Source organism: Nonomuraea recticatena, from assembly GCF_039533245.1.
Taxonomy (GTDB): Bacteria; Actinomycetota; Actinomycetes; order Streptosporangiales; family Streptosporangiaceae; genus Nonomuraea; species Nonomuraea roseola.
In genome coordinates this window covers 114,291-131,389 of the sequence record NZ_BAAATE010000001.1, presented here as the reverse complement: position 1 = coordinate 131,389, position 17,099 = coordinate 114,291, and the positions used below count along the sequence as shown (strand labels likewise).

The window sequence follows — 17,099 nt, the reverse complement described above, 5'->3', positions numbered from 1 at the left end:
ATGGAGTTCAACCACGCCGACCTGTTCGAGGGACTCGCCGACGCCATCGGGGACCGCGTCGCGGTGATCTGCGGGGAGCGGCGGCTCACCTACGCCGAGCTCGACGCCCACGCCAACCGCCTGGCCCACCACCTCCAGGACCAGGGCGTGGGGCCGGGCGACCACGTCGGCATGCAGCTCTACAACGGCATCGAGTACATCGCCGCGATCCTGGCCACGCTCAAGCTCAGGGCGGTGCCGGTCAACGTCAACTACCGCTACGTCGAGGCCGAGCTGCTCTACCTCTACACCGACTCCCGCATCGTCGCGCTCGTCTACGACGTGGAGTTCGACGACAGGGTCGCGGCCGTCGCGCCCCAGGCGCCCGAGCTGCGCCACCTCGTCGCCGTGGGAGGCGTCCCTGCGATCGGGTCCGCGGTGCCGTACGAGAAGGCGCTGGAGAACCAGCCAGGCACGCGGGGCTTCGAGCGGAGGTCGGGGCAGGACGTCTACATCATCTACACAGGCGGCACCACCGGCATGCCGAAGGGCGTGATGTGGCACTCCGAGGACCTGTTCATGGGCTTCGGCGGCGGCAACCCCTACGGAGAGCCGCGCGAGAGCCCCGAGCAGGTCATCGAGGAGGCGGTCAAGGCCAACCCGATGATCATGATGGCCGTCGCGCCGCTGATGCACGGTGCGACGCAGATGGCCACGTTCATCGCCTGGTGGATGGGGGCCACGATGGTCTACGTCCGCCGCTTCGACGCCGCCGAGGTGTTACGGGCCGTCGAGCGGGAGAAGGTCGTCTCGATGAACATCACTGGCGACGCCATGGCCCGTCCGCTGGCCGACGAGATCGCCGCGGGCGACTACGACCTCGGATCGCTGTTCGTGATCAGCTCGACGGGCGCCATCCTCACCGGCTCGGTCAGGGACCGCCTGCAGGAGCTGCTGCCCAACACGATGATCCTGGACAACTTCGGGTCGACGGAGTCGGGCTTCACCGCCTCGGGGGTGGCGGGCTCCTCGCCGGAGAAGGGGCTGCGCTACCAGCCGAACGCCAACTCCACGGCCAGGCTGGCCGTCCTGGACGAGCGGCTGGAGCCGGTGAAGCCGGGCGTGCTCGGCACGGTGGCCAAGGCGGGCAGGATCGCGTTCGGCTACTACAACGACCCCGAGAAGACCGCGCGCACGTTCGTCACCGACGCGCGGGGAACGCGCTGGCTGCTCACCGGCGACCTGGCGACCGTGGAGGAGGACGGGACGATCAGCGTGTTCGGCAGGGGGTCGCAGTGCATCAACACCGGAGGGGAGAAGGTCTTCCCCGAGGAGGTCGAGGCGGTGCTCAAGGGCCATCCCTCCGTGTTCGACGCGGTGGTGACCGGCGTGCCCGACGACCGGTGGGGCACCAGGGTGGCGGCGGTCGTCGAGCCCCGCAAGGGCGTGCGGGTCACCCCGGAGGAGCTGGACACCCACTGCAGGAGCAGCCTGTCGGGATACAAGGTGCCCAGGACCTACGCCTTCGTCGAGGAGATGGTGCGCTCACCCGCCGGCAAGGCGGACTACCGCTGGGCCAGGGAGCAGGCCGAGGCCCAGAGCGCGGGTTAGGCCTTGGCCGGCTCGCCGGTGAACGCGGCGGCGGCGCCGAGGCCGAGGTAGACGACGCCGCTGCCGATGTCGAGGCGGCGGCGGGCGCGCAGGGAGCGGCGCAGCCGTCCCGACAGGGCCGAGGCGAGCAGGGCGTACGCGCCGTCGCTGGCGATGCCGAGCGCCATCCAGATCAGGCCGAGCACGATGATCTGCGGCGCGACGGGGCCGGCCGACGGCTGCACGAACTGCGGAAGGAAGGCGAGGAAGAAGATCGCGGTCTTGGGGTTGAGCACGTTGACCACGAACCCCTCCCAGAACACCCGCGAGCGCGAGTGCGTCGCGAGCTCGGCCGTCTCGGCCTCGCCAGGCTTCGCCATGAGCTTGCGGACGCCGAGCCAGACGAGGTAGGCCACGCCGAGCCACTTGACGACGGTGAAGGCCGTCGCGCTGGCGGCCAGCAGCGCGCTCACCCCGAGGGCGGCGGCGGCCACGTGGACGATGGATCCGGTGTGGATGCCGAGCACCGACACGAGCCCCGTGGCCCGGCCTTGCGCGACGCTCCTGGTGACGATGAAGACCACGGCGGGCCCCGGTACCAGGAGGAGGGCCATGGTGGCCGCGCAGAAGACGGCAAGCGTCGTGAAGTCCGGCATGGCCTCATCGTAGGAAGCCGTCTCCCCTCAGTACAACGTGATATCACCTGGCGGACTCCACGAGGGCGCGCAGCAGCGCGGCGGTGGCCGGAGGCAGGGGTGGAGCGCCGTAGGTGGCCGCGTAGACGTGCCTGGTGGAGGCCGGGATCTCGGTGACCGTGACCTCAGGGTGCAGGTGGGCGCGCAGCGCGAGCCCCGGCAGGACGGTCACCCCCATCCCCGCCGCCACCAGCGCCTGCACGGCCACGATGTCGTCGCTGGTGAAGGAGATCGACGGCTCGAACCCCGCCTCGGCGCACAGTTCGAGCAGATGGCTCCTGCACCGGTCGCAGCCCCCGATCCACGGCGAGCCCGCGTGCGCGGCCAGCGAGGAGGAGCCGTCGAGCGAGACCAGGTAGCTCGGGTCGTCCAGCAGGTGCGTCATACCGGTACCCGGCTCCTCGGGGGCCGTGTCGTCATACCTGAAGATCACCGCGACGTCCACCCTGCCCGCCCTCAGCAGCCTGAGCGCCTCGGGCGGCTCGGTCTCGGTGAGGGTGAGCCGCAGGCCGGGGTGGCCGGCGGACAGGCTGACCGCGGCGGAGGGGACGAAGGTGCTCAGCGCCGAGGGGAAGGCGGCCAGCCGTACCCGGCCGGAGCGCAGGCCGACGTGGGCGGCCAGCTCCTCGGCCGCGGCGTCGACGCGGCCGACGATCTCCTCGGCCCTGTCGGCGAGCAACTTGCCCGCCTCGGTGAGGCGGATGCCGCGCCCCGCGCGTTCGATCAGCTTGGCGCCCGTCTCGGCTTCCAGCCTGGCCAGGTGATGGCTGATCGACGGCTGCGAGTAGTGCAGCGCCTTGGCCGCCGCGGTGAGCGAGCCGGTACGGGAGACGGCGAGCAGCACCCGGAGCCGCGAGACATCAAGCATGTTGATAAATATGCCCAAAAACTTCTGTTGGACCTATCGATGCCGATGGAGCAGCGTGGAGTCATGGACAAGCTGATCCGAGGAATCAGGGCCGTCGTCGCCGAACGGCTCGACCCGAGACACACCGCGTTCGCCGTCGCCGACCTCCTGCGAGCGGACATGCCAGGCCCCGACCTGCTGACCCCCGAGGAGCGTCGAGGCCGCCCCGACGGCTACGTCTCCACCGTGCGTCACGCGGAGAAGGACTTCTCGATCGTGACCGTGGTGTGGCGGCCAGGCCACGAGACGGTCATCCACGACCATGTGGCGTGGTGCGCCTTCGGCGTGCTCAGCGGGAACGAGCACGAGACCCTCTACCGCGACATGGGCGACCACCTGGTCGAGATCGGCCGAGCCGACAACCCTCCCGGCGACGTCTCGGGGTTCGCGCCTCCAGGCGACATCCACAAGGTCCGCAACACCAGCGACGAGGTCGGCATCTCCTTCCACGTCTACGGCGCCGACCTCAGCGCGGTGGGGACGAGCGTCCGCCGCGTCTACGACCTGCCCGTCCTGGCGCCTTCGCCCGCGTGAGCCGGCTCAGCGCAGGCGGCCGTGCAGCAGCTCCACCAGCGTGCGGTGCGTGTGCTCCAGCGGCCGGTCGGGGTGGAGCGCACGCCGTTCGATGGTGACCGTCAGCACCATGCCGAAGATCGCCGTCGCCGCGGTGTCGGTGTCGAGGTCCTCGCGCGCGAGGCCCTCCTCCACGGCCCTGCGCAGCACGGCCGCGTAGACGCCCAGCGCCTCGGCCCTGAGCTTGGCCACCGCCTCCTGCCACGCCGTGCGCCACATCTCGGCCAGCAGCACCCTGGCGAAGGCGCCGTACTCCTCGAAGAAGGTCAGCTGGCCGAGGACCGTGGCGTCGAGGGCGGCCAGCGCGTTGTCACCCACGGCCGCCTCGCGCAGCGCCTGCGCCAGCCGCTCGATGCTGTGCTCGAGCAGCGCGGTGAACAGCGCCTCCTTGCTGCCGAAGTTGTAGAAGACCGTGCCCTTGGCCACCCCCGCGCGCTCGGCGATCGCGTCGACGGTGGTGGCCGTGTAGCCCTGCTCGGCGATCAGGTCGATCGCCGCGGCGAAGACCTTGGATCGGGTCTCCGCCCTGCTCACAGCGACAGCTCCGGGTGCAGGCGCCTGACCGACCAGGTGCGCCCCTTGTTCACCGCGAGCACGGTGAGCGCGAGGCCGAGAAGCAGGAACAGGGTGAGCACGCCGCAAGCCTGCCACACGACCGTGAGGTCGCCGCCACTGATCAGCCTGCGCAGCGCGGAGACCACCCAGCTCATCGGCAGCCACGGCGAGATCGTCTGGAAGAAGCCAGGCGAGGTCTCGATCGGGTAGGTGCCGGCGGCCGAGGTGAGCTGGAGCATCAGCAGGGCCAGCGCCGCCACCCTGCCCGGCGCGCCGAGCAGCGCGTTGACCGCCTGCACGATCGCCATGAACGCCGCCGCCGTCAGCAGCAGCAGCCCGGCCACCCCCGCCCAGTGGGCGGCCTCCAGCCCCAGCGCGAACTTCAGCACGGCCAGCAGCACGCCCACCTGCGCGGCGCCCAGCGCCATCGCGGGGAACCAGCCGGAGAAGGCGACGCGCAGGGCGCCCGCCGTACCGGCCAGGAGGCGCGGGTTGAGCGGCCGCAGGACCATGTAGACGATCATCGCGCCCACCCAGAGCGCCAGCGGCACGAAGAACGGGGCGAAGCCGGTGCCGTAGTTGGGCACCTCGTTGTCCACGGACGTGGCCAGCCGTACCGGGTCGCTCATCATGTCGGTGCGCCCGTCGCGCTCGGACTTGCTGTAGTCGGGGATCTGCTCGGCGCCGTCGGCCAGCCCGTCGGCCAGCTCCTTCGACCCGTCGCTGATCCTGCCCGAGCCGTCGTGCAGCTTGCCGACACCGGTGTGCAGCTGGTCGGCGCCGTCGTTCAGCCTGCCCACGCCGGTGCGCAGCCGGCTCGCGCCGTCGGTGAGCTTCACCAGGCCGCCGCCCAGCTCGCCGAGCCCGTCGGTCACCTGCTGGGAGCCGTCGGCCAGCTTGCCGACCCCGGTCTCCAGCTTGCCGACGGCCGTCCCGGACTTGGCGACGCCCGCGTCGACCTGAGCCGCGCCGTCGGCCAGCTTGGCCAGGCCCGCGTCCAGCGCGTTGTACTGCTCGCGCAGCGCCGCCACCTGCGGCCCCGCCTTGGGCGCGGCCTCGGCCACCTTGCGCGCGTTCGCGGCCAGCTGCCTGGCCTCGCGCTGCAGCTCGGCGATGGTCTGCCTGGTCTGCGAGCTCGTGCCCGACCCGTTGCCGCCCAGCGAGCCGGCCTCGTCGGCGGCCGAGCGCGCGGAGGTGGCCGCCGACTGGGCGGAGGAGGCCGCCGCGCGCGCCAGCCTGCGCAGCTCGGGGTCGGCGTCAGGGTCGGCGTCCAGATGGTTCTGGACGGCCTGCGCGCTGTCGGCCGCCTCGGAGGCCGCTCCGCTCACCCTGTCCAGCTTCGCGCCGATCCTCGCGGCGGCCCCCGCGTCCGATCCTGAGCCGGGCTCGGCGCCGAGCCCGTCGGCGATCGCGTCCAGGCCGTCCGCCAGGTGGTCGGCGGCCTCGCCGACCTTCGGGCCCCACTCCTCCAGGACGGGGATGGCGGTGTCGGCCGCGGCGTTCACCTTGCCCGAGTTGGCGTGCACCTGCTCGGAGACCTGCCTGGCGCCCGTCGCGACCTTCGCCGAGCCCTCGCCCAGCTTGGTGAGGCCCGTGCCGAGCTTCGTGAGACCGTCCTGCGCGGTGACCAGCCCCTTGGTGACCTTGGCCGAGCCCTCGGCGAGCTTGCCCGTCGCGGTGTTCGCGCTGCCCAGGCCGGCCGTGAGCTGCTGGGCGCCGTTCCTGGTCTGCCCGAGGCCGGCCGACAGCTGCTGGGTGGCGTCCTCGGTCCTGCCGAGGCCCTTGGCGATCTTGTCGGCGCCCTCGTGCAGCTCGTCCGCGCCGTCGGCGGCCTCGGTCGTCTTGTCGTGCATGTCGCCGATCGAGACGAAGACCTGGTCGAGGTAGTCGCGTACGGCTGTCTGCGCGGCGGCCGCCCTGACCTCGTTGAAGACCGCGTCGGAGATCGAGCTCATGATGTAGGAGCGGCCGGTGTCCACCTCCACGCCGAGTTCGGCGGGGGAGGGCGTGCCGTCCTTCGAGGGTGAGGCCAGCCGCGAGCTGAAGTCGGAGGGAATGGTCAGCGACAGGTAGTAGCTGCCGTCGCGCACGCCGTCGACGGCCTGCTCGGGGGTGGCCGCGTGCCAGTCGAAGACCTCGCGCTCCCTCAGCTCCTCGGCCAGGTCCTGCCCCGCGTGCAGCGGCTTGCCGTCCGCAGTGGCGGGACGGTCCTGCATGACCAGCGCGACGGGCACCCTGTCGAGGTGCCCCTGCGGGTCCCAGAACGACCAGAGGTACAGGCCCGCGTACAGCAGGGGCAGCATCACCACGGCCGCGATGGCCGCCCTGGTCAGCCGCGACCGTGAGAACCGGCGCAACTCCTTCATGTCAGAGCTCCACGAGGTGGTCGTAACGGGTGGGAGGGGTCACGCAGGAGGCGACGACGGCCGTGGGCAGCCCCTCGAGCAACTCCCACAACGCCAGCCGGCGCTCGGTCGGCAGGCCCGCGTCGATGTTGTCGGCGACGATCACGGCGGGGGAGTCGAGCAGCGCCAGGGCGACGCCGAGCCGTACCTGCTGCTCCCTGTCGAGCTCCCGCACGAGCGTGCGCTGGTCCACGTCGAGGCCCGCCCCCTCGAGGGCCTCGGCGTGCCGCCCCCTGCGGCGCCGCTCGTGCAGGTGCTCCTTGACGGTCAGCGCTCTGTCGAGGTCGGTCACCCCGTCCACCAGCGCCAGCGCGGCGACCTTGCGGATCGCCCTCGGCCTGCTGTGGCCCGCGACCTCCAGGGCGCCCCTCGTCGGCTTCATCCGGCCGGAGAGAGTGAGCAGCAGGCTGGTACGGCCGCTGCCGGTCGCGCCCGCGACCACGGTGAGCGTGTTGTCCGCGGCCTCGAGCGTGACCCCGTCGAACACGCCCTCCACGGAGAGATCCTTCGCGACGATCACCACGACTCCTCTTTAGCACTGACCAGTCAGTACAAAAAGTAGCGCATGGGACGTTCCGACGTGCGACAGGGGCAGGGTGACGCTCACCACGGAGGGCCGCTTCTGGAAGGCTGGAGCCATGTCGCCGACGATCGCCACCGCCCTGCGGGTGCCCCTGCCCGAACTGCTCGAGTTCCTCCGTCCCCGGCACCGCGGCCTGCTGAGCACCACCCGCGCGACAGGCCGCCCGCAGCTGTCACCCGTCACGTGCGGACTGGACGACGAGGGCAGGATCGTCGTCGCCACCTATCCCTCGCGCGCCAAGTCCCGCAACGCGCGGCGCGACGAACGGGTGTCGATCTGCGTGATGTCCGAGGAGTGGAACGGGCCCTACGTCCAGGTCGACGGCAGGGCCGAGGTCCTGGACATGCCCGAGGCGCTGGAGCCGCTGGTGGAGTACTACCGGTGCGTCGCGGGTGAGCACCCCGACTGGGAGGAGTACCGCGAGGCGATGCGCCGCCAGGGCAAGTCACTGATCCGCATCCACATCGACGCCTGGGGTCCCATCGCCACGGGCGGCTTCCCTCCCGCTACGGCAGATCGATCTGGTACCTGACGAAGCCCTTGTTCTCGGCCACCTTGTCGTAGAGGCGCCGGGCCGTGGCGTTGGACTCGTGGGTGTTCCAGTAGACGCGCCCGCACCCCCTGCGCCCGGCCTCCTCGGTCACGGCCTCGATCAGCGCGCGGGCCGCGCCACGGCCGCGCGCCTCTTCGGCGGTGAAGAGGTCCTGTAGATAGCAGACGTCGCTGTCGGGGGCCGAGGTGCTGGGGTGGAAGAGGAAATGGGTGATCCCGACCAGCCTGCCGTCCAGCCTGGCTCCGAGGGCGTGCATCCTGACGTCCTTCTCGAACTCCCGCCAGGCCGCCGCGTACATCTCGTCGGGCTCGGTGCGCTGGTAGAAGTCGATGTAGGCGCGGAAGAGCTCCTCCCACGCGGACCGGTCGGAGGGGAGCAGGCTGCCAATGGAGATCATGCCCGCCAACCTAGGGAGAAGTGGACTCCTCCACCACGGCCACTCCTCGCGGAAACCACCCGACCACTTGTCCTGTCACACCGCCTGACCAGCCAGGCCACCCTCCGGTGGACGGCGAAGCCGGGCTCCCCCCGCAGGGGAGTCCGGCTCTCCGTGAAGCGCACCACGGTGGTGCCCATGCCGTTGGCGCGGGCACCGGGGTGGGGTCCTGCCGGTCGCCGAGGTCAGATCCCCAGGGCCGAGGGGGCGCCGTACTCCGCCAGGAAGAGGGCCTCCGTGGTGGCCGTGCGACGCAGCTCCTCCAGGTTCACCCGCTCGTTCGGAGCGTGGATCGCCGCGTCCTCGTCCTCGGCGCCGAACAGCAGGATCTCCGCCAGGGGGAACTGCTTGAGCAGCGTGTTGACCAGCGGGATCGAGCCGCCCGCGCCCACGTCGCGAGGCGCGCGGCCGAAGGCGCGCTCCATCGCCCTGTTGAGCGCCGAACGGCCGCGGCCGCCCGAGTCGGCCTGGAAGCCCGAGCCCACGACGAAGTCGCCGAAGGAGACCTGGACGCCCCAGGGCGCGACCTGGCGGAGGAAGTCGAGGATGGCGTCCAGCGTCGTCTTGGGGTCGCCGGCCGGCGGGATCCTGACGGTCACCCTGGCCCTGGCCACCGCCTGGACGGCGTTGATGGCGCCCGAGACGGTGGGGACGTCGAGGCCCGTCACGGTGATCGCGTAGGAGGACCAGAGGCGGTCGGCGAGGGAGCCCGAGCCGACCAGCGAGACGCCGTCGAGGACGCCCGCCGTGTTCCTGAACTCCTGCTCGGAGGGGCCGGTGCCGAGGAAGCTGCCGCGCGGCAGCCCGGGCACCCTGATGTCGCCGTTGTCGTCGTGCAGCGAGGTGAGCATGCGCATGAGGGCGGCGAGGGCGTCGGGGGCCGCGCCGCCGAAGGAGCCGCTGTGCACGGACTCGCGCAGGGTGCGGACCTCGATCGTGAAGGCGGCCATGCCGCGCAGCGAGGTGGTGACGGCGGGGTCGCCCAGCTTGGGGTTGCCGGTGTCGGCCACGATGATCGCGTCGGCGCGGATCAGTTCGGGGTTGCGCTCGACGAAGGCCTCGAGGCGCTCGCCCGCGTACTCCTCCTGGCCCTCGATGAGCACCTTGACGCCCACGGGGAAACGGCCCTGGAAGGCGCGGAGCGCGGCGACGTGGGAGATGATGCCCGACTTGTCGTCCGCGGTGCCCCTGCCGTACAGGTTGCCGTCGATCAGGGTGGGGTCGAAGGGCGGGGTGCGCCAGGCCGCGGGGTCGCCCGCGGGCTGCACGTCGTAGTGCGCGTACAGGAGCACGGTGGGGGCGCCGGGCGGGGCGGGGGCGTCGGCGAAGACGGCGGGGAAGCTCCCCTCCACCGGGATCTGCTGCACGCGCGGCAGGCCCGCGCTGCGCAGGAGCTCCTCCGTCACGGCCGCGGCGCGCAGCACGGGTTCCTCAGGATGGCCGGGGAAGGCCACGGAGGGAATGGAGGCCAGCCGCTTCAGGTCCTCGATCGCCTGGGGCATCCCCGCAGCAACGGCGCTCTCTAGCTGGTCAGGAGTCACGGGTCTTCCCCCGGTGTCGTTCTGGACAGTAACGCCTCATTGCATCACAGAAGGTTCCGCAGGGTGGAAGCGAGGCTGGCGCGGCCTGCGGATTTCGTCGATATTACATAGGCGATCTGCGGATCCCGGATTTCTTGCATAGTGCTGCCACGCTTTCGCTTGGCAACACCGCATGTGAACATGCACACTGTGAGGAGTTCAGACACGAGGGAAGATAGCGATGACGCAGCCCGAAAACGATGTGCTGAAGGCCGCTCAGGACAACCTGTGGTTGCACTTCACGAGGCACAGCTCCTACAAGGACAACGAGATCCCCACCATCGTCAGAGGTGAGGGTGCTTACATCTACGACATCCACGGCAAGCGCTACCTCGACGGCCTCGCGGGGCTGTTCGTGGTGCAGGTGGGCCACGGGCGTCAGGAGCTGGCCGAGGCGGCCGCCAAGCAGGCGCAGGAGCTGGCCTTCTTCCCGCTGTGGTCGTACGCCCACCCGAAGGCCGCCGAGCTCGCCTACCGGCTTGCCAAGGAGGCTCCCGGCGACCTGAACCGCGTGTTCTTCACCACCGGTGGAGGCGAGGCGGTCGAGACCGCGTGGAAGCTGGCCAAGCAGTACTACAAGGTCACGGGCAAGCCGCTCAAGCACAAGGTCATCAGCCGCCAGATCGCCTACCACGGCACTCCGCAGGGCGCCCTGTCGATCACCGGCATCCCGGCCTTCAAGCAGATGTTCGAGCCGCTCGTTCCCGGCTCCATCCGCGTGCCCAACACCAACCACTACCGGGCCGACGAGATCACCGGCGTCAAGGGCATGACGCCCGAGCAGTACGGCCTGTGGGCCGCCGACCGCGTCGCCCGCGCCATCGAGATGGAGGGCCCCGACACGGTCGCGGCCGTCTTCGTCGAGCCGGTGCAGAACGCCGGTGGCTGTTTCCCGCCGCCGCCCGGATACTTCCAGCGGCTGCGCGAGATCTGTGACGAATACGACGTGCTCCTCGTCTCCGACGAGGTCATCTGCGCGTACGGCAGGCTCGGCACGATGTTCGGCGGGCAGAAGTTCGACTACACCCCCGACATCATCACCTCGGCCAAGGGGCTGACCTCCGGCTACTCGCCGCTCGGCGCGATGATCGCGCACGACAGGCTGTTCGAGCCGTTCAAGAACGGCGAGGAGATGTTCGCCCACGGCTACACCTTCGGCGGCCACCCCGTCTCCGCCGCCGTGGCGCTGGCCAACCTCGACATCTTCGAGCGCGAGGACCTGCTCGGCCACGTCACCCGCAACGAGGACGCCTTCAAGAGCACGCTGGAGAAGCTGAAGGACCTGCCGATCGTCGGCGACGTCCGCGGCTCCGGCTACTTCTGGGGCATCGAGCTGGTCAAGGACAAGGCGACGAAGGAGACCTTCAGCGCCGAGGAGTCCGAGCGGCTCATCCGCGGCTACCTGTCCAACGCGCTCTACTCCAACGGTCTGTACTGCCGCGCAGACGACCGTGGCGACCCGGTCATCCAGCTGGCGCCGCCGCTCATCGCAGGGCAGAAGGAGTTCGACGAGATCGAGTCGATCATCCGGAACGTCCTGGTCGAAGGTCTGAACCTCCTTTAATCCCACGAAAGGATCACCCCCATGAAGATCGGCGTTCCCGCCGAGGTGAAGAACCACGAGTACCGCGTCGCCGCCACCCCGGCCGGCGTGCACGAGCTGGTTCGAAGCGGCCATGACGTCCACGTCCAGCGGGGCGCCGGTCTCGGGTCCCACATCCCTGACGAGGAGTACCTGGCCGCGGGCGCCAAGATCCTCGACTCCGCCGACGCGGTGTGGGGCGAGTCGGAGATGGTGCTCAAGGTCAAGGAGCCCATCGCCGAGGAGTACCACCGCATGCGCGAGGACCTGGTGCTCTTCACCTACCTGCACCTGGCCGCGGGCAAGGAGTGCGCGAACGCGCTCCTCTCGGCGGGCACCACCGGCATCGCCTACGAGACCGTCCAGGTCGGCAACACGCTGCCGCTGCTGGCCCCCATGTCGGAGGTCGCGGGCCGCCTGGCTCCGCAGGTCGGCGCCTACAACCTCATGCGCTTCAACGGCGGGCGCGGCGTGCTGCCCGGCGGCGTCCCCGGCGTCGCCCCCGCGAAGGTCGTCGTCATCGGCGGCGGCGTCTCCGGCCTGAACGCGGCGCAGATCGCCGTCGGCATGGGCGCGGACGTCACCGTCCTCGACACCAACATCGACCGCCTGCGCTTCATCGACGCGATCTACCAGGGCCGCCTCAAGACCCTCGTCTCGACCTCCTACGCCCTCGAGCAGGAGGTCCTGAAGGCCGACCTGGTCATCGGCGCGGTGCTGATCCCGGGCGCCAAGGCCCCGACGCTGATCTCCAACGACCTGGTCTCGCGCATGAAGCCGGGCTCCGTGCTCGTCGACATCGCCATCGACCAGGGCGGCTGCTTCGAGGACTCCCGTCCGACCACGCACGCCGAGCCCACCTACCAGGTGCACAACTCGATCTTCTACTGCGTGGCGAACATGCCGGGGTCGGTGGCCAACACCTCGACCTACGCGCTGACCAACGCGACGCTGCCGTACGCGGTCAAGCTGGCGAACCTGGGGTGGAAGGAGGCGCTGAAGGCGGACGCCGCGCTCGCCCTCGGCCTCAACACCCACGCCGGTCAGGTCACCAACGAGCCGGTGGCGCAGGCGCTCGACCTGCCGTACGTGCCGGTGTCCGCGGTCCTGGCCGCCTGACGATCCGCTGAGAGCGCCCGCCGGTGATCACCGGCGGGCGCTCTCAGCTGTCGTGCGGCTCGCCGGCGGGCCGCCGTGCCGCGCTCAACGCGCCGCGAGGCGCAGGCGGAGATCGCGCGCCGTCGCCAGCACGTGCTCGACCTCCGAGGGGGTCGGCCACGGCGAGGTACCGGGCCGCAGGATCGTCGTTCGCACCGAGGCCAGGTGTTCCACCGCCGAAGCGTGCAGTCCGCTGCGCTCCACCAGCCACACCACCACGTCGGCGTGGTCGCGCAACGGCCTGGTGAGCAGGTCCCACGTGCCGAGGATCTCGGTGAGGTCGCGCACCTTCAGCGTCACCCCGCCCCTGCGCCCCGTCGCGGCGGCGGCCAGCTCCGCCCTGGCCGACAGTTCGGGCTCGGCCAGCCGGTCCCAGGTGGGCGGCGGCGGATCGGCCAGCCACTTCTCCGCCTCGTGGGGCTGGCCCGTGGCCGACAGCAACCCTCCCAGCTCCATCGCCGCCCGACGGTGGCCGGCCAGCGCCGCCTGCCTGAACCAGTGCTGGCCGCCCTGGAGGTCGCCCAGCTCGGCGATGAGCAGCAGCCCGAAGTTGAAAGCGGACTCGGCGTCGCCACTGGCCGCGGCCCTGCCGAACCAGTGGCTCGCCCCCTGCGAGTCGGACAGCTCGACGCAGACGAAGCCCGCCATGCGCTGGTCGTCGAGGCGCCCCGCGACGGCGGCCCGTTCAAACCAGGCGAGGGCCGTACGGAGGTCTCTGCGGGAGAGCGCGATGCCGCCGAGCTGTGAAGCCGCGCCCGGATGCTCGCTCTTGGCGGCGAGCCTGTAGTAGGCCTCGGCCCCCTCGGGATCCCTGGTGGCCTGCAGGAACAGGCCCAGGTGGTAGGCGGCCTCGGCATGGCCTCCGCGAGCGGCGTACTCCCAGCAGCGGACCGTCTCCTCCTCCTCGCCCACCTGGTAGGACAGGAAGCCCAGATCGTGGGCGGAGGCGACGTCGCCGTCGGCGGCGGCCCTGCGGTGCCACTCGCGCGCGAAGGGCAGCTCGCCCGCGTCCTCGCAGATCAGCGCCAGCCGCCTGGCGGCCGACCTGGACCCCCCGTGGGCGGCGCTTTCGAACCACCGGCGGGCCGCCTCGATGTCTCCGCGCTGCTCCAGGAGCAGGGTCGCCAGGTTGACCGCGGCCTCCGCGTCGCCGGTGCCCGCCGCCAGTTCGTACCAGCGGACGGCCTCCTCCAGCGTGCCGTGCTTCTCGTGCCAGACGCCCAGGTTGTAGGCGCTGTCGATGTTGCCGCCCGACGCGGCCCGCTCCCACCAGTGCCTGGCGGCCGAACGGTCGCCACGCTGGGCGTAGAGCTTGCCCAGCCGGTGCGCGGCCTGGGCGTCGCCGTGCTGGGCGGCGACGAGAAGCTCCGGCTCGTCTCCTGAGCGGGGCGCGGGAACGGCCGGCGCCGCCACTTCCTGCTCGTTCTGCCACCACGTCATTGCGACAGGGTGACATGTGATCAGACGATCGCGGAACGTAATCGCGGCAGTAATCGGGACGGCCGGTTCAGCGGAAGGTGATGAAACCGGTGAACATCCCCATGGCGCAGACATACCTCAGCTGACCGGGAGGCTGCGCGGGGAGGCGGACAGTGGCCGGGAGATCGACGTCTCTGCCGTCGATGGTGAGGTGGGTGGCGCAGGCCGCTCCCTCTCCCGCACGGAAGTCGACTTCGACAGGGACCCCCGCCCTGGCCTGCGAGACGCCGGGCCGGTAGCCGCGCTCGGTCGCCCAGATCGTCAGCAGCTGCACGCCTCCTGGACCGGTCTTGGCCATGGCCGCCGCACGGCTCGCCTCCTGCGGCAGCCAGCCGCCCAGGCTGAGGCCCGACGTGATCGTCCACAGACCCGCCGCCACCGCCACGACCCCGGCGAAAGCGGCCAGCCTGCTCTGAGAAACCCGCCGGAGGACGAACCCCAGGAGGGCGAACGCCGGGGCGGTGCCCACCACGAATCCGCCCATCACGGCCGCTCCGCCGACCGCCGACGCCGACGTGACGGCCAGCATCTCCATGCTCAGCGTCACTCCGCAGGGCAGCAGGACGGTGGCCGCGCCCAGGAGGGGAGCCTTCAGGCGTCGCGCGGGTGGTCGCGGCTCGCAGCGCCGGTGGCGGAGCATCCGCAGGGCGAAGAAGATCACCATGAACCCCGCCGCGACCAGCATGCCCGCTCTGACCGGCGGGGGGAGCCTGACCATCGAGCCCAGTGCGCCGAGCACCGCCCCTGCCGTGACGTAGGAGGCCAGGCGGCCGGCGAGGAACCGCGCCACCACCCGTGGCGTTCCCTGCAGGCCGAACAGCAGGCCGCCCTGCACGGCCGTACACGAAGCGGTTCCCGCCACCAGGCCGGCGGCGGTCCCGCTGACGAACAGGGCGACCGGCTCCACGCTCAGTGAACGAGCGCCAAATTGTCCAGCGAGCCGTTCTTGGCGGCCTCGACGATCGAGCCGAACTGGTCGAGGCTCATCTCGACCCGCTGGCCGAAGTCGTCGGTGATGACCACCTGACGTTCTTCGGGCGCGGACGGGTCGACGAACAGCTCGGGGCAGCCGCAACTGCAGTTGCCGCAGAATCGGGCGATCGGCTGCATTCGATTCCCCACTCTCGAAGTAGTCTTTACCTGCACGGTAATCTCACGCTCCGAGAGCGGCCAGTAACAGTTCTTTCACCGGCCGGCAGGTTGACCTCGCCCCCGGCGAGATGCTCAGAGCCAGCCGGGCCTGACCAGTCCCGACTCGTAGGCGATGACCACGAGCTGGGCACGGTCGCGGGCGTGCAGCTTCATCATCGCCCTGCTGACGTGCGTCTTCGCGGTGGCGGGGGACATGAACAGCTTGGCCGCGATCTCGTCGTTGGTCATGCCGGTCCCGACCAGCGCCAGCACCTCGCGCTCCCGCTCGGTCAGCAGTCCGAGGCCGTCGGCGGACATCGGCTCCTTGGCCCTCGTGGCGTACTCCGCGATCAGCCGCCTGGTCACCGAGGGCGACAGCAGCGCCTCGCCGGCGGCCACCACCCGCACCGCCTGGATGAGCTCGGCAGGCTCGGTGTCCTTGACCAGGAATCCGCTGGCGCCGCCGCGCAACGCCTCGAAGACGTACTCGTCCAGCTCGAAGGTGGTCAGGATGATGATGCGCGGCCCCGCGGGCATCTGCCTGGTCGCGGTCAGGCCGTCGGTGCCCGGCATGCGGATGTCCATCAGCACGACGTCGGGCGCGGCCGAGGCGGCCAGCCGTACGGCCTGCGCCCCGTCGGCGGCCTCGGCGACCACGCTCATGTCGGGCTGCGCGTCGAGCAGCGCCTTGAAGCCCGCGCGCACCAGCGCCTGGTCGTCGGCCAGCAGCACCTTGATCATTCCGTCTCCTCCGGTAGTGGCAGCCTCGCCTCGACCTGGAACCCCGTCCCCGTGGGGCCGGCGACCAGTGTGCCGCCCAGCGCGGAGGCCCGCTCCCTCATGCCCGGGATGCCGTTGCCGCTGCCCTCCTCGGACAGGACGGCGGGCGTGGTGGGCCCTGTGTCGTCGACCGTGATGACCAGCTCGGCCGGCAGGTACTCCAGCCGCACGTTCACCTTGGCACCAGGGGCGTGGCGGGCGGCGTTGGTGAGCGACTCCTGCACGATGCGGTAGGCCGCCCGCTCCACCTGGGAGGGCAGCGGCCTGGAGCCGACCTGCCTGAGCGACACGTCCATGCCCGACCGCTCGATCAGTTCGCCGACGCGGTCGAGGCCGGCGGTCGGGGAGCGGGGCGCGCCGTCGCGCAGGACGTTCAGCACCGAGCGCAGCTCGCCGAGCACCTCCTTGGAGGCCGCCTTGATCGTGGTGAGCGCGGGCCTGGCCTGCGAGGGGTCGTCGTCCAAGAGGTGCAGCGCCGTGGAGGCCTGCACGTGGATCAGCGAGATGTTGTGCGCCAGCACGTCGTGCAGCTCCTGCGCCATCGTCAGGCGCTCCTCGCTGGCCTGCCGTCGCGACTCCTCCTCGGCCACCCTGGCGTGCTCGGCGCGCCCCTCGCGCCGGAAACGCGCCACCTCTCCCGCCGCCAGGATCAGCAGCATGACGGCGACGATGGCGAGGACGTGCCACGCGCCGGCGGCCGGTCGGTCCACCAGCCACGTGGAGTAGACGAGGAAGTACGCCGCCGTGATCGCCGAGGCGATCCACGCCACCTTCCTGCGGCCCTCGGCGAGGGTCTTGAACAGCAGGATGACCGGGCTCAGGAAGACCGGCCCGTAGGGGTAGCCCAGGGCCATGAAGACGCAGGTCGCCACCAGCGTGGCGGCCAGCGAGGTGATCGGGAAACGCCGCGTGGCCAGGATCGCCACCGGGCCGACGAGCAGCAGCACGGTGCCGAGAGAATCGACACGCAGCCGTTCGAGCTGCCCGGCGTGCGCCCCGTGGGAGGCGATCACCTGGAACACCGCGACCACGAGGGCGAGATAAGCGGTCTTGCGCACGGGGTCCACGCTAGACGAGCCGTCCCGGCCCCGACATCCCACCGATGTCGCAGGG

At 71.0% G+C, this 17,099-nt stretch carries 17 protein-coding genes; 5 read left to right on the top strand and 12 right to left on the bottom strand.

The window, feature by feature from the left end:
- A complete protein-coding gene (locus ABFX50_RS00600) occupies positions 1 to 1,590 on the top strand; it encodes an acyl-CoA synthetase (protein ID WP_346142327.1) in 1,590 nt (529 codons plus the stop codon).
- Here the strand turns inward: ABFX50_RS00600 and ABFX50_RS00595 are convergent.
- Positions 1,587 to 2,225 carry a LysE family translocator gene (locus tag ABFX50_RS00595; RefSeq protein WP_346142325.1) on the bottom strand — a complete coding sequence of 213 codons (639 nt, stop codon included), beginning with the start codon at positions 2,223 to 2,225 and terminating at the stop codon, positions 1,587 to 1,589. The two genes, ABFX50_RS00600 and ABFX50_RS00595, sit on opposite strands and share 4 nt — an antisense overlap.
- Before the next feature lie 43 nt (positions 2,226 to 2,268).
- On the bottom strand, positions 2,269 to 3,132 hold the full coding sequence (locus ABFX50_RS00590; RefSeq protein ID WP_346142321.1) for a LysR family transcriptional regulator: 864 nt from the start codon (positions 3,130 to 3,132) through the stop codon (positions 2,269 to 2,271).
- Positions 3,133 to 3,195: 63 nt separating this feature from the next.
- Here ABFX50_RS00590 and ABFX50_RS00585 point away from each other — a divergent pair, with 63 nt between their 5' ends.
- Positions 3,196 to 3,705, top strand: coding sequence for a cysteine dioxygenase family protein (locus ABFX50_RS00585; protein ID WP_246452013.1), 510 nt, complete (start codon positions 3,196 to 3,198; stop codon positions 3,703 to 3,705).
- A gap of 6 nt (positions 3,706 to 3,711) precedes the next feature.
- Here ABFX50_RS00585 and ABFX50_RS00580 read toward each other — a convergent pair whose 3' ends face one another.
- The 3 genes from ABFX50_RS00580 to ABFX50_RS00570 are packed head-to-tail and all read right to left on the bottom strand — an operon-like array spanning position 3,712 to position 7,224.
- On the bottom strand, positions 3,712 to 4,278 hold the full coding sequence (locus ABFX50_RS00580) for a TetR/AcrR family transcriptional regulator (RefSeq protein WP_346142319.1): 567 nt from the start codon (positions 4,276 to 4,278) through the stop codon (positions 3,712 to 3,714).
- Positions 4,275 to 6,665 carry a YhgE/Pip family protein gene (locus ABFX50_RS00575; protein WP_346142317.1) on the bottom strand — a complete coding sequence of 797 codons (2,391 nt, stop codon included), beginning with the start codon at positions 6,663 to 6,665 and terminating at the stop codon, positions 4,275 to 4,277. The genes ABFX50_RS00580 and ABFX50_RS00575 overlap by 4 nt, the downstream gene beginning before the upstream one ends.
- A gap of 1 nt (position 6,666) precedes the next feature.
- A complete protein-coding gene (locus tag ABFX50_RS00570; protein ID WP_346142315.1) occupies positions 6,667 to 7,224 on the bottom strand; it encodes an ATP-binding cassette domain-containing protein in 558 nt (185 codons plus the stop codon).
- 118 nt (positions 7,225 to 7,342) lie between these two features.
- Here ABFX50_RS00570 and ABFX50_RS00565 point away from each other — a divergent pair, with 118 nt between their 5' ends.
- Positions 7,343 to 7,819: a PPOX class F420-dependent oxidoreductase gene (locus ABFX50_RS00565; protein WP_346143017.1), complete on the top strand. Its 477-nt coding sequence runs from the start codon at positions 7,343 to 7,345 to the stop codon at positions 7,817 to 7,819.
- Here ABFX50_RS00565 and ABFX50_RS00560 read toward each other — a convergent pair.
- Both ABFX50_RS00560 and ABFX50_RS00555 read right to left on the bottom strand, forming a co-directional pair.
- Complete coding sequence (locus ABFX50_RS00560; protein ID WP_346142313.1) at positions 7,794 to 8,237, bottom strand: GNAT family N-acetyltransferase; 444 nt, start codon at positions 8,235 to 8,237, stop codon at positions 7,794 to 7,796. The genes ABFX50_RS00565 and ABFX50_RS00560 overlap by 26 nt on opposite strands.
- Before the next feature lie 224 nt (positions 8,238 to 8,461).
- On the bottom strand, positions 8,462 to 9,817 hold the full coding sequence (locus tag ABFX50_RS00555) for a M20/M25/M40 family metallo-hydrolase (protein WP_346142311.1): 1,356 nt from the start codon (positions 9,815 to 9,817) through the stop codon (positions 8,462 to 8,464).
- A 220-nt stretch (positions 9,818 to 10,037) separates the two neighbouring features.
- Here ABFX50_RS00555 and ABFX50_RS00550 point away from each other — a divergent pair, with 220 nt between their 5' ends.
- On the top strand, positions 10,038 to 11,420 hold the full coding sequence (locus ABFX50_RS00550) for an aspartate aminotransferase family protein (RefSeq protein WP_346125953.1): 1,383 nt from the start codon (positions 10,038 to 10,040) through the stop codon (positions 11,418 to 11,420).
- A 21-nt stretch (positions 11,421 to 11,441) separates the two neighbouring features.
- Entirely contained in the window at positions 11,442 to 12,557 is a 1,116-nt protein-coding gene (gene ald, locus ABFX50_RS00545; RefSeq protein WP_346142308.1) for an alanine dehydrogenase, read from the top strand.
- Positions 12,558 to 12,641: 84 nt separating this feature from the next.
- On the opposite strand, the gene ABFX50_RS00540 is transcribed toward ald, so the two are convergent.
- From ABFX50_RS00540 to ABFX50_RS00520, 5 genes are all read right to left on the bottom strand, one after another.
- Positions 12,642 to 14,036 carry a tetratricopeptide repeat protein gene (locus ABFX50_RS00540; protein WP_346142306.1) on the bottom strand — a complete coding sequence of 465 codons (1,395 nt, stop codon included), beginning with the start codon at positions 14,034 to 14,036 and terminating at the stop codon, positions 12,642 to 12,644.
- Positions 14,037 to 14,103: 67 nt separating this feature from the next.
- A complete protein-coding gene (locus ABFX50_RS00535; protein ID WP_346142305.1) occupies positions 14,104 to 14,982 on the bottom strand; it encodes a sulfite exporter TauE/SafE family protein in 879 nt (292 codons plus the stop codon).
- A gap of 2 nt (positions 14,983 to 14,984) precedes the next feature.
- Positions 14,985 to 15,185 carry a hypothetical protein gene (locus ABFX50_RS00530; protein WP_346142303.1) on the bottom strand — a complete coding sequence of 67 codons (201 nt, stop codon included), beginning with the start codon at positions 15,183 to 15,185 and terminating at the stop codon, positions 14,985 to 14,987.
- Between the two features lie 114 nt (positions 15,186 to 15,299).
- Positions 15,300 to 15,947, bottom strand: a complete 648-nt coding sequence (locus ABFX50_RS00525) for a response regulator (protein ID WP_346142301.1) — start codon at positions 15,945 to 15,947, stop codon at positions 15,300 to 15,302.
- The gene (locus ABFX50_RS00520) at positions 15,944 to 17,044 is read right to left on the bottom strand and encodes a sensor histidine kinase (RefSeq protein WP_346142299.1); all 1,101 of its coding nucleotides are present in this window, start codon (positions 17,042 to 17,044) and stop codon (positions 15,944 to 15,946) included. Before ABFX50_RS00520 ends, ABFX50_RS00525 begins: the two co-directional genes overlap by 4 nt.
- Positions 17,045 to 17,099: the final 55 nt, after the last annotated feature.

What these genes read in the sequence shown, in the direction of transcription:
- ABFX50_RS00590 (WP_346142321.1), bottom strand. Translation starts at nt 3,132, where the DNA reads ATGCTTGATGTCTCGCGGCTCCGGGTGCTGCTCGCCGTCTCCCGTACC.
- ABFX50_RS00600 (WP_346142327.1), top strand. Translation starts at nt 1, where the DNA reads ATGGAGTTCAACCACGCCGACCTGTTCGAGGGACTCGCCGACGCCATC.
- ABFX50_RS00595 (WP_346142325.1), bottom strand. Translation starts at nt 2,225, where the DNA reads ATGCCGGACTTCACGACGCTTGCCGTCTTCTGCGCGGCCACCATGGCC.
- ABFX50_RS00575 (WP_346142317.1), bottom strand. Translation starts at nt 6,665, where the DNA reads ATGAAGGAGTTGCGCCGGTTCTCACGGTCGCGGCTGACCAGGGCGGCC.
- ABFX50_RS00550 (WP_346125953.1), top strand. Translation starts at nt 10,038, where the DNA reads ATGACGCAGCCCGAAAACGATGTGCTGAAGGCCGCTCAGGACAACCTG.
- ABFX50_RS00530 (WP_346142303.1), bottom strand. Translation starts at nt 15,185, where the DNA reads ATGCAGCCGATCGCCCGATTCTGCGGCAACTGCAGTTGCGGCTGCCCC.
- ABFX50_RS00565 (WP_346143017.1), top strand. Translation starts at nt 7,343, where the DNA reads ATGTCGCCGACGATCGCCACCGCCCTGCGGGTGCCCCTGCCCGAACTG.
- ABFX50_RS00585 (WP_246452013.1), top strand. Translation starts at nt 3,196, where the DNA reads ATGGACAAGCTGATCCGAGGAATCAGGGCCGTCGTCGCCGAACGGCTC.
- ABFX50_RS00525 (WP_346142301.1), bottom strand. Translation starts at nt 15,947, where the DNA reads ATGATCAAGGTGCTGCTGGCCGACGACCAGGCGCTGGTGCGCGCGGGC.
- ABFX50_RS00540 (WP_346142306.1), bottom strand. Translation starts at nt 14,036, where the DNA reads ATGACGTGGTGGCAGAACGAGCAGGAAGTGGCGGCGCCGGCCGTTCCC.
- ald (WP_346142308.1), top strand. Translation starts at nt 11,442, where the DNA reads ATGAAGATCGGCGTTCCCGCCGAGGTGAAGAACCACGAGTACCGCGTC.
- ABFX50_RS00560 (WP_346142313.1), bottom strand. Translation starts at nt 8,237, where the DNA reads ATGATCTCCATTGGCAGCCTGCTCCCCTCCGACCGGTCCGCGTGGGAG.